The organism is Kribbella jiaozuonensis (assembly GCF_005233875.1).
Lineage (GTDB): Bacteria > Actinomycetota > Actinomycetes > Propionibacteriales > Kribbellaceae > Kribbella > Kribbella jiaozuonensis.
This window is the reverse complement of record NZ_SZPZ01000004.1, coordinates 823,386-841,914: the sequence shown is the minus strand read 5'-3', so window position 1 is coordinate 841,914 and position 18,529 is coordinate 823,386. Positions and strand designations below refer to the sequence as shown.

Below are 18,529 nucleotides of genomic sequence, written 5' to 3'. Positions count from 1 at the left end.
AGTACTTCGGCCTGCTCCTCCTGCGGTAGTTCAGTACTTGACCTTGTAGATCTTCTCCTCGTACTGCGGGCCGTAGTACTCGTCGAGCGTCGTCAGCTCCTCGTCCGGACGCTCCAGCGTCTGGGAGATGACCGCTCGGCGCGGGACCGCGTCCGGGTTCCAGGTCTCGGGCTTCCAGAGCTTCGAGCGCATGAACGACTTCGAGCAGTGGTGGAAGATCTGCTCGATCTCGACCAGCAGGGCCAGCTGCGGGCGGTTGCCCTTGACGATCATGTCGTCGAAGAACGGCGCGTCCTTGACGATCCGGGCACGCCCGTTGATCCGCAGCGTGTCGGTGCGGCCGGGGACGAAGTAGATCAGGCCGACGTGCGGATTGCTGAGGATGTTCGTGAAACCGTCGACGCGGCGGTTGCCGGCGCGATCCGGGATCGCGATCGTCGAACGGTCCAGCACCTTGGTGAAGCCGGCCGGGTCGCCCTTGGGGGAGACGTCGCAGTTGCCGTCGGCGTCGGCGGTGGCGACCAGGCAGAACGGGGAGGCATCGAGCCACTGCAGGTCCAGGTCGTGGAGCTCCTTGCGCTCCTTGGCCGCAGCGGCAGCCATTGGCGACGGGACAAGCTCGCGCAGCTCGTCGTACGACGTGATCTCGACCAGTCCGGGAATCTCCATCAGGCGACGTTCTCCTCTACCAGCGACGGCGTGGCGTCCTCCTTGACGGCCCTCGTCCGCGCAGCCCATCGTACGGCGGGACCAGTTGCGCAACTGGTCCCCAGGAACAGGGCGCCGATGACGATCCAGCCGATCGGACCCCAGCCGAGGATGACCGTTGTGAGCAGCGCGGGACCGAGCATCCTGGCGATCGCGGGGCCGGTGCCGAAGAAGCCTTGGTACTGACCCTGCTTGTCTGCGGGGGCGAGCCCGAAGCTGATCTCCCAGGCGCCGGAGGCCAGTTTCATCTCGCCGAGGGTGAGCAGCGCGGCGGCAATCACCAGGATGACGGCGGTCATTGCGGGGCTCAGGTGGGCGGCGGTGGTCGCAAACACGCCACAGGCGGCCAGCATGGCGAGCCCGGCGTACCGGACGGAGCGGGCGGCGGTGCGGAGGTCCTTGACCCGCTTGGCGATGTGCACCTGGAAGAACGTGACGCCGAGGGTGTTGACGATCATCAGTGAGGCGACGACCCAGCTGGGTGCGCTGGTCCGGGTGACGATCCACAGTGGGCCGACGAGACTGATCAGCGGCATGAAGAGCAGCATGATCGCGTTGAGCAGCGCGAGAACCGCGTACGGGCGGTCGTGGAGGACGGCGAGGCGCGGTTCGCCCTTCACGCGGATCGTGGTCGAGATGGACGGGACCCGGCGGATCAGAGCGGCAGCGATCAGGAAGCTGAGCGCGTCGATCGCGAAGACGGTCAGGTACGCCGTTTCGGTGTCGAAGCGGAGCGCGATACCGCCGAGGAGCGCGCCGACGGCGAGACCGGCGTTGACCGTGGACTGAAGGAAGGCGCGGATGCGGGTGCGCTCGGCCGGCTGCACCAGGCCCGCGAGGAGAGCTTGGCGGGCCGCGGTGAGCCCGGTCTGGCTGCAGGCGTAGACGACGGCCGCGATCAGGAAGCCCGCGAAGCTCCGGACGAACAGGAACGCTCCCACGCCGCTGGCGGTCAGGAGGGCCAGCAGTACTGCGGTGCCGCGCGCTCCACGCCGATCGGCGAGGTTACCGAGCGGGACGCCGGTCAGGAAGCCGGCCAGCCACGCGACCGTCAGCCCGAGGCCGACCTCCGCGGTCGACAGGCCGACCACCCGGGTGAAGAACAACGCCGAGGTGACGACGAACGCGCCGTCGCCGACCGAGTTGGCCAACTGCGCCATCGCCAGGTCCCGCGGCGCTCCGGCCGGGGGAAGCATCTGTCCAAGTCTGTTGCTCATGAGTTGAGCCTAGGTACTCAGCGGCCCAGCAGGCAGGTCCACTCTGGCCGTGGAATGTTGGGCCACTTTTGTCTGTGGACAACCCGGATCGGAGGGTCGAATCGCGGCACTTTCTAGGCATGAGCTTCCTAGACCTGACTCCCACCTGGACCGACCAACCACTCACCGCGCCTGACGTCGCCGCCAACGTCGTCGACCTGATGCTCACCCTCGGCGACCGCCACCGCGGCACCTTCTCGATCCTCCTCTGCGACCCCGACGACCACTACCGAGCCACGATCTCCGTCGACCTACCCCAAGACCACCCCTGGCCACCCCACCCCGCCCCACCCGACCGACCGATCCGACGTACGCCGCCCGGCGCGGCCCTCGATCCCGCCGCCCCCGATCCCGGCGCCGCCCTCGATCCCGGCGCGGCCCCCGACCCCGGCTCGCTCTGCGCGAACGCGCTCCACCCACTCGTCCCCGCCATCCAGACCGCCCCCGACACAGGCGTCATCCTCGCCCTCGGCCGCCCCGGCCCCGCCCGCTCACCCGCCCTGGACAACCAATGGGCCCAAGCCGCCACCACCATCTGCCAAGCCGCCGACCTCCGCCTCCTCGGCTTCTACATAGCCACCCGCGACGGCATCTACCAACCACTCACCAACCAACCAATTTCCGGCCCGGCGGCTGTCGGCGAGTCTGCGGTTGATCGCCCGCGCGTCGGGCGACCTTCCGCCGCCTGACCTTCACGGCCGTGCCGCGGGTTGCTAGCGCACGCCGCGTGGGCGGAACTGGATGCTGATGCGCGGTCCGATGCGCCCGGACGCCTTGGGGATCGCATGTTCCCAAGTGCGTTGACACGATCCACCCATCACGATGAGGTCCCCATGTCCCAGCGGATACCGAACCGTCGAACCCACCGGCCCACTCGCCCCACCCGACCCGCCCGGTCCACCTGGCCGCGGCCGGAGCGCGAGCACGCGCGGCTCGCCGACCGACAGGATCGCGACCATCGTGTCCTCACGATCCCCGCGCCCGATCCGATCCCCGTGCCAAGCGACGCTGTCCCGCCCGTCCCGGTAGAAACACAACCCCGCCGTACGGAAAGGCTCACCCAACTCCGCGGCGTACCGCTCACTCAACGCATCCCGAGCCTCCTCGAGGATCGGCAGCGGCAGGTCGACATTCTCGCCGTAGAAGCAGAGCAGTCGCGGTACGTCGACCACGCGGTCGTACATCTGCCGCCGCTCCGCCTGCCACGGCACATCCCGCGCCAGCCGCTCGTACACCTGATCGCCCCCGGTCAACCACCCCGGCAACACATCGATCCAGGCCCCACGCCCCAACTCGGTCCGCGTCAGCCCGCCCAACGACCCCAACGCCGGATCCGCAAAAGCATCCAGCAACGAGCCCTGGAGATCAGCACCCATACCCCCACCATACCCGACATTCGAACACCTGTTCCCCTGAATCCTCGTGATGACGTCTTCAAAAGGACCTGCTGGAAGCCTCGTCGTCTGTCGACGAGGTCCAGCAGGCCGTTGGGTCCGTTGTCGATCGCATTGGCGATGCGAGCGACATGGTCGTGGATCTGTGTACTGCTCAGCGGTTGGTCGTCACCTGGTCGCGCGCGCGGCGTCGACGATGACGCCGGTCACCGCGTCTGGGTCGGAGATCATCGACAGGTGGGGCGCGTCGACCTTGGTGATGTGCGCGCCGGCGCGGTGCGCCATGATCTGCTGCTCGGCCGGGGGAAGCACCTTGTCCGCCGTACCGATGACGTCCCAGGACGGAATCGTCTTCCACGCCGGAACTCCGGCGAGGGTCTCACTGAGCGTGGTGGCGGTCAGTGGCCGCTGGGCGGCGGCCAGGACGGCTGCCTGCCTGGCCGGGATGCCGCCGGCGAAGAGGCCCGCGAACTGACTCGGCTTGATGTAGACGTCGGCGTTGATGACGTTTCCGCCGGCGTCGTGGATCGGCACCGTGTTGATCGAGCTGTTCGGGTCCAGTTCGGAGCCGGGCTGTGCGGCGGCGAGCGCGCCCAGGCTGTCGCCTTGGTCGGGGATGAAGGCATCGACGTAGACGAGGGCCTTGACGTTGGGGTTGCCGGTGGCAGCGCTGGTGGTCACCATGCCGCCGTACGAGTGCCCGACGAGCACGACCGGGCCGGGGATGGTGGCCAGCAGATCACGCAGGTACTGCGCGTCGGTGGCGAGGCCGCGCAACGGATTCGCCTCGACATCGACGGTGTATCCGGCGTTCTGCAGCTTCGAGGTGACCGCAGACCAGCTCGAGCCGTCGGCCCACGCGCCGTGTACGAGCACGATCGTCGGTTTGGGCTGCGCGTCGTTCTGCATGGTTTGCGCGCTGCTGGCGCTGGCGCTACCGACGCCCAGCGCGAGCACGCCGGCCGTGAGAGCCGCGACGGCCAGGGGTAGTGACTTCTTCGACGTACGCATGCATGTCCTTTGCAGGGGTTCGTTGTCCGCTCAGCGGGCTCGCCGGGCGGGTTCAGCGGCGGAGCCGAGCTCGGAGGGGAGCTTCAGCAGCGCGGCGTGAACGGCTCGGCGTGCGTTCAGAAGGTGGCGTGTGCGCCCGCCAGCCGAGGACACCGTCTGTGGTGTCGGAATCGACGCTAGGGTCCGATGCGGCCCCACCCGCCGTTGCGCGCGTTAACCTGCACGCCGTGCAGATACCTGTGCACGAATCGTCCACCGCGATCTTCGCGGCGTCCGAGATGACTACATGGCAGTGGCGAGAACACGACCAGCCCGCCACCACGTCCGACCGAAGACCGCGCACCCAGCCCGCACCCAGCCCGCACCCAGCGCGGCGCAGCCCGCACCCAGCGCGGCGCAGCGCGGACGCAGCGCGGCGGAGCGCGGACGCAGTGCGGCGCAGCGCGCGCGGAGCGCGGACGCAGTGCGGCGCAGCGCGCGCGGAGCGCGGACGTCGGCGGTCGGCGGGCGTTTCAGCGACTACTCCGGCGCCGGGATCAGGCTCGAGATCCCGGTGGCACCCACCGGATCACGGTCTCCTAGGGTTCGCCACTCGCGTGGCGAGAGTCCATAGGTGGCACGAAAGAGGCGGCCGAAGCTGGACGGATCGGTGAATCCCCAACGCCGGGCGACCGTTGCTATCGTCAACGATCGCAACCCGGGCCGGGCGAGGTCTTCGCGGCATCCCTCCAGCCGCTGATTGCGGATCCAGTCACCGAGCGAGATCCCGCCCGCGGCGAGGACGTTGTACAGGTGCCGCACCGAGATGTGGTGCTCAGCGGCGATCTGGCCCGCGTGCAGCCCGGGGTCGCCCAGATGGGCGCGGACGTACTCCAGGATCCGCACCAGCAAAGTCGCGCGCGGTGGTTCCTTCTCCAGCGCGGTGGCATCCAGGTGCGTGGTGATGAGCGCACGGACCAGCTCGACACTCGGGTGGCTCACCGCGTCGGCGGCCGGGTGGGTGTAAATGTCCGGGTGGCTTGCCAGCCGATACGGATAGGTGGCGACCAGATCGGCGATCGGATGTCCGGGGCTGAGAGTCGTGGCGCAGATCTGTCTGATCGCGTCATGCGGCAGGCGCAGAGCAGCGATGGGGATCCGGAAGAAATGCTGGCGGATGCCGTCGGTATCGACCAGCGTGTACGGCGCGGTCGAGTCGTAGATGACCAGATCGCGTGGTTTGAGGACCGCTTCCCGGCCACCCTGGATGACCAGGCTCGAACCGGCCAGTTGAAGACCGAGGAAGATGCTCGGCGGAAGCTCGTCCCGGGCCAGGGTCGGGGTCCGCTCCACACTGAGCGCGTTCGAGCGGACCGAACACACCGTCAGTTGTCCGAGCTGACTGATGGCGCCGTACGCAGCCGCGGGCCCGGCCTCGGCCGGGAAATCGATCTCGACCTGGACCTTCCTGCTGCCGATCGTCTCCCGTACGACCTCGGCGCGATCGGCGGCAGGCACGCTTCGCGTATCAAGAATGTCTGTCATCGCGCCCACCACCCTCTCTTCGCGGCACCAGCTCATACCCCTCGATCAGGCGGCCGTCTCACCGACGTGGCGGCGGGCGTCTGTTCGCCTAGCTGACTTTTATTGACGTCAGTCAGCCTACGGCCCAGACTGTTGTCCACGCAAGTCAGCCTCTACACTCGCGAACATGACAGATCTGCTCAGCCAGCGGGAGACCTGGTCGATGGCGAACTGCTCGGTCGCTGCTTCGATCGACGTCGTCGGTACGCGTTCGGCGATCCTGATCCTGCGGGAGGCGATCTTCGGCACCCGCCGATTCGAGGACTTTGTCCGCCGGGTCGGGATCGGTGAGCCCGCGGCGGCAGCCAGGCTCAAGGAACTGACCGCCGCCGGACTGCTGGAGCGGGTGCCTTACCAGGAGCCCGGTCAGCGGACCCGCTACGAATACCAACTGACCGCCAAGGGAATGGACTTCCAGCCCGTTGTCTATGCCCTGCTCCAATGGGGTTCGAAATGGGAGACCGACGAGGCCGGCCCGCCCTTGCGTGCGACCCACCGTGACTGCGGTGCCGCCGTCGGAGTCCGCATCCGCTGCGACGCGGGCCACGATGTGCATCCAGACGACGTCGCAATCGAGGCAGGGCCGGGGTTGATCACAGTTCCCTGACCGCCGCGGGCTCGTAGTACACCCTCGTCGTAGTTTGGTGACCTCGACGACCCGCGAGCCGACCTGGAGGCCGGGCAATGACCAGTAAGTTCACGGAGCTGGCGATCGACTGTGCCGATCCGTACAGGCTTGCGCAGTTCTGGTGTGCGGTCCTCGGCTACGAGGTGCGGGACGAGGAGGAGGAAGGCGTTGTCACGATCGGGTCGCCGCTGGTGCCTGAAGGCAGGAGCCGGCCCGGGCCGGTGCCGCCGACGTTGACGTTCGCGCGGGTGCCGGAGGGTAAGACGACCAAGAACAGGCTCCACCTGGACCTCAACCCGACCGACACGGATCAGGAAGCCGAGGTACGCCGGGTGCTCGCGCTGGGCGCCCGCCCCGCCGACGTGGGCCAGACCGGCGACGAAAGCTGGGTCACCCTGGCCGACCCCGAGGGCAACGAGTTCTGCATCCTCGCCAGCCGACAGCCCTGATCGCCCACCGACGGTTGGAGTACGGATGACTCGCATGCTGATCCGGAACGTTGCCGTGCTGGTCGTGCCCGAGCAGGGCGAGTGCCGGGTGGACGAGGCGCAAGACATCCACATCCAGGACAACCTCATCACCGCAATCACCCCAACCACCCCGCCGACCGCGAACGCCGCGCGTGGTGCGAGTGCCGCGGGTGGGCCGGGCGCCATGGGCGGCGCGGGTGACATGGGTGGGCCGGGTGCCGCGGGTGGCGTGGGTGGTGCGGGTGGATCGGGTGGATCGGGTGGGGAGCTTGGCGTGGGGGAGGTGGTTGATGGGACGGGGCTGGTTGCGGTGCCGGGGTTGGTTAACTCGCATACGCATAGTCCGATGGTGATGATGCGTGGGGCGGCGGAGGATCTTTCCATCGAGGATTGGTTCAACCAGCGGATCTGGCCGGTGGAGGTGAACCTGACGCCGGAGCGGGTGCGGGTAGGAGCGCGGCTGGCATGTGCGGAGATGCTGCTCGCCGGTGTCACCACATTCGTCGACCACTACTTCCACGCCGACCAGATCGCAGCCGCCGCGATCGAGTCGGGTATCCGCGCCGACCTTGCGCCGACGTACTTCTCGTCCGCCGGCCAGGACGGCATCAACGCTGCCATCGACACGACCCGTGAGCTCAGTCAGCTCCATCCGCGCGTCACCGCAAGCCTCGGCCCGCACGCGACGTACACGGTCTCGGACGACGACCTGAAACGTACGGCGGAGATCGCGCGGGCGGAGGGTCTCCGCATCCATCTGCACGCCGCGGAGACTGATGAGCAGACCCAAGCGTCTCTGGACAACCACGGCGTCACACCGATACAGGTGCTCGAGAGGACGGGCGTGTTGGACGCTGGCGCGCTGATTGCCCACGGGTGCGGCATCCGTGAGTCCGATCTTCCGATCCTCGAGCGGTACGCCGATCGCACCACCGTCGCGTCCTGTCCGAAGGTCTATCTCAAGCTGGCGATGGGCGAGGTCACGCCGATCAAGGGCCTCCGGTCAGCCGGCGTACACGTCGGCGTCGGCACCGACGGAGCCGCTGTGCACAACACGCTCGACGTCTGGGAGGCGATCCGCATGGTCGCCCTCACCCAGAAGCAACGCGAGCACGACGCCGAGTGGATGGCTCTGTCCGACGCCCTCCGCCTCGCCACCCGAGGCAGCGCCGCAGCCGCTGGCCTCGCCGACCAGGTCGGCGTCCTCGAGCCGGGCCGCCAAGCGGACATCGCCCTCGTCGACCTCGGCGCTCCCCACAACCAACCCATTCACGATCCACGAGCCGCGCTCGTGTACTCCGTCCGAGCCTCCGACGTCGTCACCGTCCTCGTCGCCGGCAAGGTCGTCGTCCGCGACCGCCGTCTCACCACCGTGGACCTCGATGAGATCCTCGCCGACGCGAAGTCCTTGGCACACACCCTCGTAGACCTCTCGAAGGGCGGCGCGATCCAGCACTACGGCCCCTGAACCACGCATGCCCAGCCAAAGCGACCAGCGCATGCGCGCGACCAGAGCGTGTACGACGTGATTGCGTCGGCGGAAGCGGCCGGGGCGTGACGATGCGACCGGGGCGTGCACGATGCGACCAGGGCGTGCACGACGCGAATGCCCCGGCGGAAGCGGCCGGGGCGTGGACGACGCGAATGCCCCGGCGGAAGCGGCCGGGGCGTGGACGACGCGAATGCCCCGGCGGAAGCGGCCGGGGCGTGGACGACGCGAATGCCCCGGCGGAAGCGGCCGGGGCGTGGACAACGCGAATGCCCCGGCGGAAGCCGCCGGGGCACGCACGACGCGAGGTTCAGCTGATGGTGGCGATCTTGGTTGCGGAGAATGCTTGTGCATGGTCGGCGTCGCCGGGGAACCAGATGCGGTAGGCGATCTGGCCTCGTGTTGCTGGTCTGATGCCGAAGGCGTACTTGCCTGAGGAGGTCAGCTTCAGCGAGGCGATCGACTTCCAGACCTTGTTGCCGTACTGCTGCAGGTAGACCGACTGGCCGGCGTGCGGCGGAGCGACGTAGCCGCTGATTGCCGTGGTGCTGCCGAGCTTGATCGACGTCGGTGTCATCGTGGCTGAGATCGTCGGTGCCACATTGACGGTGATGTCCGGGGTCCGCGTCCCCATCAGGTCGGTGTTGCCCGGGAACGTCATCATGAACACCGACGACACCGACGGCTTGTACGCGAAGCTGACCGTCCCCGTGGCCGACGTCTTCAGCGCCGCGAGCAGTGTGAACTTCGACGAGTTCTTCGGCCGCACGTACAGGTTGGTCGGCAGACCGGCGTACGCCTTGTTGTCGATCCGGAGCGTGCTTCCGCGCAGCGTGATCGTCCCGCCGTAGTTGATCGACGTCGACGTCGTCGAGATCCCGGTCTTCATCCCGAGCAACTGCGTCGTCGCCGCCGGGCTGACCTTGCCGCCGCGATCCTTGACCCAGGCGGCGTATGTGTACGTCACGCCCTGCGCGAGCCCGGTGTCCTTCACCGCAGATCCCGTGCCCGCGTAGACGAGCGTCCCGGTGGTCGACGTAGGTGGTTTGCTCGTCGGGTTCCGCCGCACGATCACCTGGTCGAGGTCGCCCGTCGGCGGCACCTTCCAGCTGAGGTTCGCGGCCAGATAGGCGCCCGTCGCGTCAAACGCACCAGCAGCCGCCGGCCCCTGGTCCACCGTCGAGAACACACTGGTGAACGGCGCGAGCGTCCCACCGTCCCCCTGCACCCCGTTGACCACGATCCGGTACGGCGTGTTGTCGAGCAACGGCACCGTCGGCTTGATCGTGGCCAGGCGGGTCCCGGCGTCGAAGGCGATCATCGCGCCGACGGCCGTACCGGTCCTGCCGTTCAGCAGCCGGACCGTCGTCGGGTTGACGCTGCCCGCAACGACTGTCCGGGCGAACATCACGAGCGGCGTCGTTGTGAGCGGAGCAGCAGCGGACAGATCGTTCGGCTTCACGTCCACGACCGGGTAGGCCGTCCCGCTCGGCGTCGAGCCAGCACCTTCCTCGGAGACGGTCAACGTGTACTTCCGCGTGTCCCTGGACCCGTTGTCGTTGCGCACGGCAATGAAGGTCACGTCGGACGCGCTGACGTTGACCGACGCCGTGAGCGTCGTCGCGGTTGGACAGCCGGTGGCGGGATCGGTCGGCGTGGACGGGTACGGGTTCACCGCGTGCCCCAACGGGAGCAGGCTGCCGTTGTAGACGTCGATCCGGGGACCGAAGTTCACCGAATAGGCACAGCTGAACAGCGGCCCGGTCACCGACACCTTGAGGTTGCGGTTGGTTGCCGACGTCACCTGGTACCAGTCGACGTCGCCCTCGACGCTGATCGTCGAGGTGACCGACTTGGAACCTCCGGCCGGCACCGCCACCGGGAAGGAGCGGGACGGCTGGTCGAGGTTGTCCTCGGGGTTGACCGGGAAGTCTGGGGCGAAGCGGCCGCCGAGGGCGGCGTAGGCGTCCACGATCCCGTGGCCGTAGTACGGATCGATGCCGCGCGGACCCGCGTCCCGCGCGAGTACCTCGAGCCGCTGGGCGACCTGGTCCGGCGTGAACGACGGCCACTTGTTCTTCACCAGTGCCGCGATCCCGGTGACGATCGGCGCCGAGCAGGAGGTCCCGGTGCAGTACCAGTACGGCGCGTACTCCGGCGGAGTCAGGTTCCGCGCGCCGGTGCTGAGAATGTTCCATCCCGGCGCTGCGACGTCGACCCAGTCGCCGTACGAGCTGAAGTCGGTCAGCACACCGCCGGCGTTGGTCGCGGCTACCGCGATCGCCTCGGGGTACGCCGCCGGGTACTGCAGCTCGTCGGTGCCACTGTTGCCAGCAGCAACCACAACGGTCACGCCGCCGGCGACGGCGCGCTTGACCGCGTCGTGCAGAACCGGGTTGTCGCCCGGTCCGCCGAGCGACATATTGATGACCTTCGCGCCGTGAGCGGCCGCCCAGTCGATGCCCTCGGCAATGTCGACGTCGTACCCGCCGCCGTTGGAGTCCAGCACCTTGACCGGCATCGCCTTGACGTTCCAGCCGACGCCGGCAACACCGACACCGTTGTTCGCCGCGGCTGCGATGATGCCCAGCGTCATGGTGCCGTGGCCGTTGTCGTCGATCGGCCCGCGGTTCGGAGACGTGGCGTTGTAGCCCGCAACCAGGTGACCGACGAGATCCGGGTGGCCGGCGTCGACGCCGGTGTCCAAGACGGCGACGGTCTGGTTGCCGGTCGACTTCGAGAGATCCCAAGCCTGCGGTACCCGGGCCGTGCCGAGGTACGTCTTCTGATCGGTGTTGTAGTACTCGTCGTTCGGGACCGCTGAGATGTAGCGCTTGTAGTTCAGCGAGGCCAGCTCGACGTTCGGGTCGGCCTTCAGCTTCTTCAGCAGGTCGGGCGCGGACAGCTCACCTTTGATCTTCACGACGTTCGAGGCCACCGAGCCCTCGGTGCTGCCGCCGGCCTTCGACACGGCCGCCCGTCGCGCCGAGGTCGTTGCCTTGGGCTTGAACTTCACCATCACCGCGTTCGGCTCGAACTCGGCCGCCGCCGACGGGTGGGCGGTGAACGGCGGACGGTACGGCTTAGGCTGCGCAGCCGAACCGGACGAGCCGGTCAGAACGATCAGCGAGCCGGCAACCAGGGCAGCAGGCAGCCCGAGGCGCAGCAAATGAGCAGGGCGGAGACTCACAGGACCCCCCACGGGTCAAAGTGGCAGACGCCCGGAGTATTTCAGACAGTGCAGACCACAACGCATGTACAAAGCTGCAATCCGGCAACGACGTCCCGTTGAAGCGCCGACGATTCCAACGGAGGGTTAATCCGTGAAGTACCTGCTGCTGATCCGGCCCGACCACGACTATCCCGACGGCGTTCCCGACGAGACGATCCGCAAGACCGAGGCCTGGGTCGCCGACATGAAGGCTCGCGGCGTCCACCTGACCGGCGGGGCATTGCACCCGCCGGCGCAGTCGACTGCCGTACGACGGCAAGGCGCCAAGGTCGTCACCACGGACGGGCCGTTCGCCGAGTCCAAGGAACAGATGGGCGGCTTCGATCTGATCGAGTGCGACACGCTCGAAGAGGCGATCGAGATCGCGGCCGGTCATCCGGTCACCGAGGTCGGGATGGTCGAGATTCGCCCGATGGTCGAGGAATTCAGATCACTCGGACGACAGGCTGTTGCCGACCGCACACTCTAAGCTGCAGAGCATGACTGTGGACCTGAGCTCCTGGCGGAGGGTGCCGTTCACCGGTGCCGGCCTGACGTACGACTGCTTCGAGAAGGGCGAGGGACCCGGCGTCGTGCTGATCCCGGAGATCCCGGGCCTGAGTCCCGAGGTGGCCGAGTTCGGCGAGCACCTCGTCAGCGCGGGCTTCACCGTCGTGATCCCGTCACCCTTCGGTACGCCGGGACGCCCGGCCACAATGGGCTACACGTTGGGGACGGTTGCCCGGCTGTGCGTTTCGAAGGAGTTCCGCAGCTTCGCGGTGAACGCCGAGCGGCCGATCACGAAGTACCTGCGCGCCGTAGCGAGGGATCTGGCCGCCCGTACGCCGGGCCGCGGCGTCGGCGTGATCGGCATGTGTTTCACCGGCGGATTCGCCCTCGCAGCCGCCGTCGAGGACGTCGTCAACGCGCCGGTGCTCAGCCAGCCGTCGGTGCCGTTCCCGGTGAGCGCGAGGATGCGTCGCGACCCTGGCTTGTCGCAGGATGAGTTCGAGGTCGTCAAGGAGCGGACGCGAACCGACGGGCTGTGCGTGCTGGGCCTGCGGTTCAGCGGTGATCGAGCCGCGCCGCCGGAGCGGTTCAACACGCTCCGTACGCACCTCGGCGATGCGTTCGAGGTCATCGAGCTCGACTCCTCGCCCGGCAACCCCGACGGGTACGCCAAGGGAGCGCATGCGGTGCTGACGGCCGAGGTTCGCGACAACCCGCCGAATTCGGCCTTCAAGGCCCGCGCGCGGACAGTGGAATTCCTCAAAGAACACCTCACAGCGACCGCCTGACGACAGTCAGTGCGGAAATGTCAAAACCACGTTGAGTAACTCATCCGGTGTGATTCGGTGGCGTTTACGTGGGGGAATCTGCTCATGCCTGGGGGTTGGTCGTTGCGGTCTGCAAGTACGGGGGAGCGGTGGGTGACGCCGTTCGTTTTCCTCTGGTCGTGGGTACCTGAGACATGGCACGATCGGCCACCGAGGGCACAACAGGGGACGCATCGCGTATGGCGGGTGCCAGGCACCGGACAGTGAGGCTGTATGAACGGGCGGACAGCGCAGGAGAGCCGGATACCGGTGAACGGGTCGGCTAACGGGACCAACGGTCACGGTCCGCAACCATCCGCACACCTCGAAGCATCGGCAGCGGATCAGTCCGACGGGCCGACCGGCCGTCGTCCGGAGGCGAAGCCGCTTCCTGAGCCACGTCCTGGCCAGCAGCCGGACCAGTCGGGCCAGCCGGGCCAGCAGCCCGGCGCGAAGCCACCGACCTGGCAGCCAGGGGAGCAGGTGGCGGAGATCCGGACCGAAGAGCCATCGCGCTCGGACTGGCTGTCCGAAGTACGCGACCGGCCACGGGTGCAGAACGGTACGACGTTGCGTCAGTTCAACACCCCGGTCCGGGTCGACGAGATCGCGGTCGCGGCGATGACGCTGGCCGAGGATCTGCAGGCCGCGACGCAGAGCATGCCCGATTCCAGTGAGCTGCGGCGGTTCCGGCAGGAGCTCGACCAGGCCGCCACCACGTTCCGCGAGATGGCGACCAAGCTCGAGGCAACTGCCGGCAAGCTCGTCCGCCTGGCCGCGAACGAGGGCCAGGTCTGCGGCGTCGGCTGGGGCGTCTGCCCCGAGCACGGCCTGACGCTGATGAACATCGGCGACACCGCGACCTGCCACGTCCTCGGCTGCGGCCGGCAGAACGAGGGCGAGGTCGAGCGCTGCGAGCACCCGGTCGCCTACAAGGTCGTCGACGCGGCCGGACCGGCGCTGCTCACCTGCTCCGGCCACGCCATCGCCTGCCGGATGTACTTCGACAACCCGGTCATCACCGCGACCGCCGACAGCATGGAGCTCTTCTAGGAGATCCGGCAGGACGTCAGCTGGTCGTTCGCGTTCGGGGAGAGCGCGATGAAGTTCGCTGTGTCTGCCGTGCGTGTCCAGGTCTGCCCGGTGAAGTTGTCGCCGGCGTAGATCGTGACTGTCCACCCGGACGGCACGCGCACCGACGACGCCCAGTTGTCCTGTACGCCGGCCGCCTGCAACTGCGCGCGGGTGTAGTTGCCCTTGGCAAGCGCTGCGCCGGCCACGCCGCCGTAATCGACGTGCTCGTAGAAGATCACGCCACCGGACCCCTGGCTAGGCATCGGAACGGTAGGCCGTGTCGCGGTCAACGGCGCCTGGCCCTTGAACATCCGGCCGCCGTCGTTCGTCAGACGGAGGTAGTAGTCCGACGAGCACGCCGTACCGTCCTCGTCGAGCGCGCGGATGCCCGAGCCGGACGGCACCCAGGCTGACGACTCCGCGGTCTTGGCGATCTGGTTGCCCTCGTTGAACTCGTCGAACATCGAGATGTACATGCCCTGCACGCCGACCCGCGTCAGGTTGTAGAACTGCCGCCACATCAGCTCGCCGTGCGCACGGTGCCCGGACTGCAGGTCGCCCGGGATCACACACGGCTGGTAGTCGATCCCGTGAGCGTTGCAGTCGGCCTGGTCCTGCTGGTTCACGTTGTTGTAGTAGTGATCCGCGCCGGCGATGTCGCTGATCCGGCCAACCATCCATGGCGAGAGCATGTTGAACGCGTGATACACGTCCAGGTACCCGGGCCGCGAGTCCTCGTTCCCAGGCAGCCAATGCGTCGGCACGCCGCCGATCACGTAGCAGCCCTGGCCCTTGAACCAGTTGATGACATCGAGGCACACCGACGCCGGAAAGTCCTTGTTCGCCTCGTTGAAGCCGAAGCCCCAGATGCACACGACGGGCTTCCCGTTCTGCCGGGCGTACGCCGGTGACGACGTGTACGCGCTCATCTTCGAGGTCCAGTCGACCTTCATCTCCGACTGCATGTTCGTCCAGCCGGTCGCGTCGTACATGATGTAGAACTTCCGCCCGTACTGCTCTGCGGCCTGCCGCACCTTTGCGGCCATCGCGTCGCGGGTCGGTCCTTCGCCGCCGGTCGGATTGAACCGCTGCAGCGCGGCCGTGTCGCAGCCGTTCTGCTGCATCCACTGGAAGTGCGTGTTCACGGTCTGCTGGTCGTACGACGAGAACAGCTTGGCGGGCTGCCCGTTGCCGAGGTTCGCGTACGCCGTCTGGTACGTCGAGCTGAAGTCGCGGACGTCCGGCCAGCTCACGATCGCGGTGTTGGTCGGCGAGGGCGGCTGGCCCCAGTTGTTGCTCCAGTGCCACCACCCGTTGATCGGGGCCCCGTCGCCCGGGCAGGCGAACCAGCCCTGGTATCCGACGGTGATCTTGCCGACCACATCTCCGGGCGGACTGGCGGCGAAGGCGGTCTCGAGTTGAGTGGCGGCGACTGCGGTTGCGGCGGTCGCAGCAAGGAAGGTACGGCGGGAGAGCGTCATGAGGTGCTCCTGGTGGGGGCGGACAGGAGAGTGCGCGGCGAGCGTACAAAGCTGAACAAATTCCTGCAAGAACTCGACTGTTACGAAGTCTTGACGACCCACCCGTGTGAACTTAGTTTGTTGGTTCAACAGACAAAGTCTGGAGAGGGGTGCCCGGATGACGTTGACCGACGGCCGCCGCCCGGGCAGCCGGGGCGTTGCCGCCGATCATGTCTCGCTCCGGCGGAACAACCTCTCCGTGGTACTGCGGCATGTCCGCGACCTCGGCCCGCGCTCGCGGGCGCGCATCGCCGACGACACCGGACTGAACAAGGCGACCGTCAGCAGCCTCGTCGCCGAGCTCGTCGAGCGCGGCCTGCTCCGCGAGGGACGGGCCGACTCGAGCCGGGCTCTCGGCCGTCCGGGTCTGCTCGTCGAGCTCGACGGCACGGGCGTCTGCGGCGTCGGGGCCGAGATCAACGTCGACTACCTGGCCGTCGCTGCCCTCGACCTGACCGGCGCGGTCGTGCTCGAGAAGCGCGTCCCGGTCGATGTCGCACACCTCGATCCCAGTACGACGCTGGACCGTTTCGCGGACCTGGTCAAGGAAGCGGTCGCGGCCGTGGAGGCACGTGGTGGGCAGCTGGCCGGGGTCACCCTGGCCGTGCCCGGCCTGGTCCAGGGCGAGACCGGAGAGTTGAAGCTCGCGCCGAACCTGGGGTGGGGCGAGCTGTCGGTCGCCCAGGAGATGCGGACGCGGCTCGGCGAGCCGACGTACCCGCTGCACGTCGACAACGAGGCGAACCTGGCGGCGCTGGCGGCGTACGCCGATCTGCGCCAGACCGAGGACGAGCCGGTGCACGATCTCGTGCTGCTGACCGGTGCGGTCGGTGTCGGTGGTGGCGTGGTGGCCGGCGGGCAGCTGTTGCGCGGCGGGCACGGGTACAGCGGCGAGGTCGGGCACATGCCGGTCGCACCGCCCGGGCGGACCTGCGGCTGCGGCCGGACCGGCTGCTGGGAGACCGTCGTCGGGCTGACCGCACTGTTGCACAAGGCAACGGACAGGGACGACCCGGTACGGGATCCGTCGCTGGACGTGGAGCAACGGCTGGCCGGGATCACCCGGCGGGCCGAAGCGGGAGAGGCGCGGACGCTGTCCGCCCTGAAGGACGTCGGCACCTGGCTGGGGATTGGGGGAGCGATCCTGGTGAACATCCTGAACCCGGACGTGCTCGTGCTCGGTGGCTACTTCGCCGTGCTCGGGCCATGGCTGAAAGAACCACTGGAGAAGGCGATCCGCGACCGCGTGATCGCACCGAACGGCGGCGGCTGCCGCGTCGTCCGGTCCGAGCTCGGTTTCGCGGCGGCCGTCCGAGGCGGCGCGCAGATCTCGCTCGACCAGGTCTTCGTCGACCCGACCAGAATCGGAGTCGCGCGATGACCGAACTGCTGACGATGACCGGCATCGTCAAGGAGTTTCCCGGCGTACGGGCGCTCGACGGGGTCGACCTCGACGTTCGCGCCGGCGAGGTGCACTGCCTGCTCGGGCAGAACGGTGCCGGCAAGTCCACGCTGATCCGGGTGCTGACCGGCGCGCACCAGCCGGATGCGGGCACGATCCAGCTCAACGGCGAACCGGTCCAGCTGAACAGTCCGACCGCGGCGATCCAGCGCGGGATCGCAGCGATCTACCAGGAACTCGACCTGGTCCCCGACCTGACCGTTGCCGAGAACATCTTTCTCGGCCATGAGCCGTCCCGGTTCGGCTTCAGCCGCACGCATGAGGCGACCGTCCGGGCACGCGAGATCCTGCGCGGACTCGGACACGCCGAGATCCCCACCCACCGGGCCGTCGGTTTGTTGCCGGCCGCCGGTCAGCAGGTCGTGAGCATGGCCCGGGCGCTGTCCCGTGACGCCCGGCTGATCGTGATGGACGAGCCGTCCGCGGTCCTCGACTCCGAAGAGGTGTCGAACCTGTTCCGGGTGATCCGCGGCCTGACCGAACGCGGCGTCGCGGTGGTCTACATCTCGCACCGGCTCGAGGAGATCCGCCAGATCGGCAACCGGGTTACGGTCCTCAAGGACGGCGCGACCGTCGCGACCGGACTCGACGCCCGGGAGACCCCGACGAAGGAACTCATCCGGCTGATGACCGGACGCTCGATCGAGTACGTGTTCCCGCCGCGCAACGAGATCCCGAGTACGGCGCCGGTCGTGCTCGAGGTCGACGACCTGACCAGGCCGGGCGAGTTCGCCGGGATCGGCTTCTCGGTCCGGGCCGGTGAGATCCTCGGGCTGGCTGGCCTCGTCGGCTCCGGCCGTTCCGAAGTACTCGAGACTGTGTACGGCGCTCGCCGCGCGGCCGGCGGGTCCGTCCGCGTCAACGGCGCCGTCCTGCGGCCGGGCCGGGTGCAGTCGGCCGTGAAGGCCGGGGTCGGGCTCGCCCCGGAGGAACGCAAGAGCCAGGCGCTGCTGATGGACGAAGCGGTGTACAAGAACATCACCGTCTCGACGATGCAGCGGTTCGCCAGCGGGGGATTCCTGAACAACCGGGCCGAGCGGGAGGCAGCGGCCGGCCTGGCCAGGTCGCTGGATCTGCGGCCGGCCGGGGTGGACCATCCGGTCCGCAACCTGTCCGGCGGCAACCAGCAGAAGGTCGTGCTGGCGCGCTGGTTGCTGCGGGACTGCCGGGTGCTGCTGCTCGACGAGCCGACGCGTGGCGTCGACGTCGGCGCGCGCTCGGAGATCTACGCGCTGATCCGCACACTGGCGGCCAACGGGGTCGCGATCGTGCTGGTCTCCAGCGAGGTCGAGGAAGTGCTCGGTCTGTCGGACCGGGTCGTCGTACTGCGGGAGGGGCGTGCTGTCCACACGGGACCCGCGCAAGCCATCGACGAACACCAGGTCCTGGACCTGGTGATGGAGGGAAGTGCCGTGTGATGAGTGAGG

Annotated in this window: 16 protein-coding genes; 9 read left to right on the top strand and 7 right to left on the bottom strand. The window is 68.2% G+C overall.

Features of this window, described 5'->3' with window-relative positions:
- Positions 1-30: 30 nt before the first annotated feature.
- Entirely contained in the window at positions 31-669 is a 639-nt protein-coding gene (locus FDA38_RS29985; RefSeq protein ID WP_137257463.1) for an MSMEG_1061 family FMN-dependent PPOX-type flavoprotein, read from the bottom strand.
- On the bottom strand, positions 669-1,925 hold the full coding sequence (locus FDA38_RS29980) for an MFS transporter (protein WP_137257462.1): 1,257 nt from the start codon (positions 1,923-1,925) through the stop codon (positions 669-671). Before FDA38_RS29980 ends, FDA38_RS29985 begins: the two co-directional genes overlap by 1 nt.
- Positions 1,926-2,044: 119 nt before the next feature.
- Here FDA38_RS29980 and FDA38_RS29975 point away from each other — a divergent pair, with 119 nt between their 5' ends.
- On the top strand, positions 2,045-2,653 hold the full coding sequence (locus FDA38_RS29975) for a hypothetical protein (RefSeq protein ID WP_137257461.1): 609 nt from the start codon (positions 2,045-2,047) through the stop codon (positions 2,651-2,653).
- Positions 2,654-2,677: 24 nt separating this feature from the next.
- On the opposite strand, the gene FDA38_RS29970 is transcribed toward FDA38_RS29975, so the two are convergent.
- The 3 genes from FDA38_RS29970 to FDA38_RS29960 form a co-directional block, all read right to left on the bottom strand.
- Entirely contained in the window at positions 2,678-3,340 is a 663-nt protein-coding gene (locus FDA38_RS29970; protein ID WP_137257460.1) for an alpha-ketoglutarate-dependent dioxygenase AlkB, read from the bottom strand.
- A 186-nt stretch (positions 3,341-3,526) separates the two neighbouring features.
- Positions 3,527-4,369, bottom strand: coding sequence for an alpha/beta fold hydrolase (locus FDA38_RS29965; RefSeq protein ID WP_137257459.1), 843 nt, complete (start codon positions 4,367-4,369; stop codon positions 3,527-3,529).
- A gap of 519 nt (positions 4,370-4,888) precedes the next feature.
- Entirely contained in the window at positions 4,889-5,893 is a 1,005-nt protein-coding gene (locus FDA38_RS29960) for a helix-turn-helix domain-containing protein (RefSeq protein WP_170989920.1), read from the bottom strand.
- Between the two features lie 166 nt (positions 5,894-6,059).
- On the opposite strand from FDA38_RS29960, the gene FDA38_RS29955 reads away from it, so the two are divergent.
- The 3 genes from FDA38_RS29955 (at position 6,060) to FDA38_RS29945 (ending at position 8,498) form a co-directional block, all read left to right on the top strand.
- Complete coding sequence (locus tag FDA38_RS29955; RefSeq protein ID WP_137257457.1) at positions 6,060-6,539, top strand: winged helix-turn-helix transcriptional regulator; 480 nt, start codon at positions 6,060-6,062, stop codon at positions 6,537-6,539.
- A 77-nt stretch (positions 6,540-6,616) separates the two neighbouring features.
- Positions 6,617-7,009 (top strand): VOC family protein, encoded by a 393-nt coding sequence (locus tag FDA38_RS29950; RefSeq protein ID WP_137257456.1) that lies wholly within the window; start codon positions 6,617-6,619, stop codon positions 7,007-7,009.
- Positions 7,010-7,034: 25 nt separating this feature from the next.
- The gene (locus FDA38_RS29945; RefSeq protein WP_137257455.1) at positions 7,035-8,498 is read left to right on the top strand and encodes an amidohydrolase; all 1,464 of its coding nucleotides are present in this window, start codon (positions 7,035-7,037) and stop codon (positions 8,496-8,498) included.
- 331 nt (positions 8,499-8,829) lie between these two features.
- Here FDA38_RS29945 and FDA38_RS29940 read toward each other — a convergent pair whose 3' ends face one another.
- A complete protein-coding gene (locus FDA38_RS29940; RefSeq protein WP_233714999.1) occupies positions 8,830-11,709 on the bottom strand; it encodes a S8 family serine peptidase in 2,880 nt (959 codons plus the stop codon).
- Positions 11,710-11,842: 133 nt separating this feature from the next.
- Between FDA38_RS29940 and FDA38_RS29935 the strand changes: the two genes are divergently transcribed.
- The 3 genes from FDA38_RS29935 (at position 11,843) to FDA38_RS29925 (ending at position 14,099) form a co-directional block, all read left to right on the top strand.
- Positions 11,843-12,220 (top strand): YciI family protein, encoded by a 378-nt coding sequence (locus tag FDA38_RS29935; protein ID WP_137257454.1) that lies wholly within the window; start codon positions 11,843-11,845, stop codon positions 12,218-12,220.
- 10 nt (positions 12,221-12,230) lie between these two features.
- Positions 12,231-13,028: a dienelactone hydrolase family protein gene (locus FDA38_RS29930; RefSeq protein ID WP_137257453.1), complete on the top strand. Its 798-nt coding sequence runs from the start codon at positions 12,231-12,233 to the stop codon at positions 13,026-13,028.
- A gap of 252 nt (positions 13,029-13,280) precedes the next feature.
- Positions 13,281-14,099, top strand: coding sequence for a hypothetical protein (locus tag FDA38_RS29925; protein WP_137257452.1), 819 nt, complete (start codon positions 13,281-13,283; stop codon positions 14,097-14,099).
- Here the strand turns inward: FDA38_RS29925 and FDA38_RS29920 are convergent.
- Entirely contained in the window at positions 14,096-15,601 is a 1,506-nt protein-coding gene (locus FDA38_RS29920) for a lectin (protein WP_137257451.1), read from the bottom strand. The genes FDA38_RS29925 and FDA38_RS29920 overlap by 4 nt on opposite strands.
- Positions 15,602-15,758: 157 nt before the next feature.
- Between FDA38_RS29920 and FDA38_RS29915 the strand changes: the two genes are divergently transcribed.
- Positions 15,759-17,021, top strand: a complete 1,263-nt coding sequence (locus tag FDA38_RS29915) for an ROK family transcriptional regulator (RefSeq protein ID WP_137257450.1) — start codon at positions 15,759-15,761, stop codon at positions 17,019-17,021.
- Positions 17,018-18,520 carry a sugar ABC transporter ATP-binding protein gene (locus tag FDA38_RS29910; RefSeq protein WP_202877900.1) on the top strand — a complete coding sequence of 501 codons (1,503 nt, stop codon included), beginning with the start codon at positions 17,018-17,020 and terminating at the stop codon, positions 18,518-18,520. Before FDA38_RS29915 ends, FDA38_RS29910 begins: the two co-directional genes overlap by 4 nt.
- Positions 18,521-18,529 lie beyond the last annotated feature (9 nt).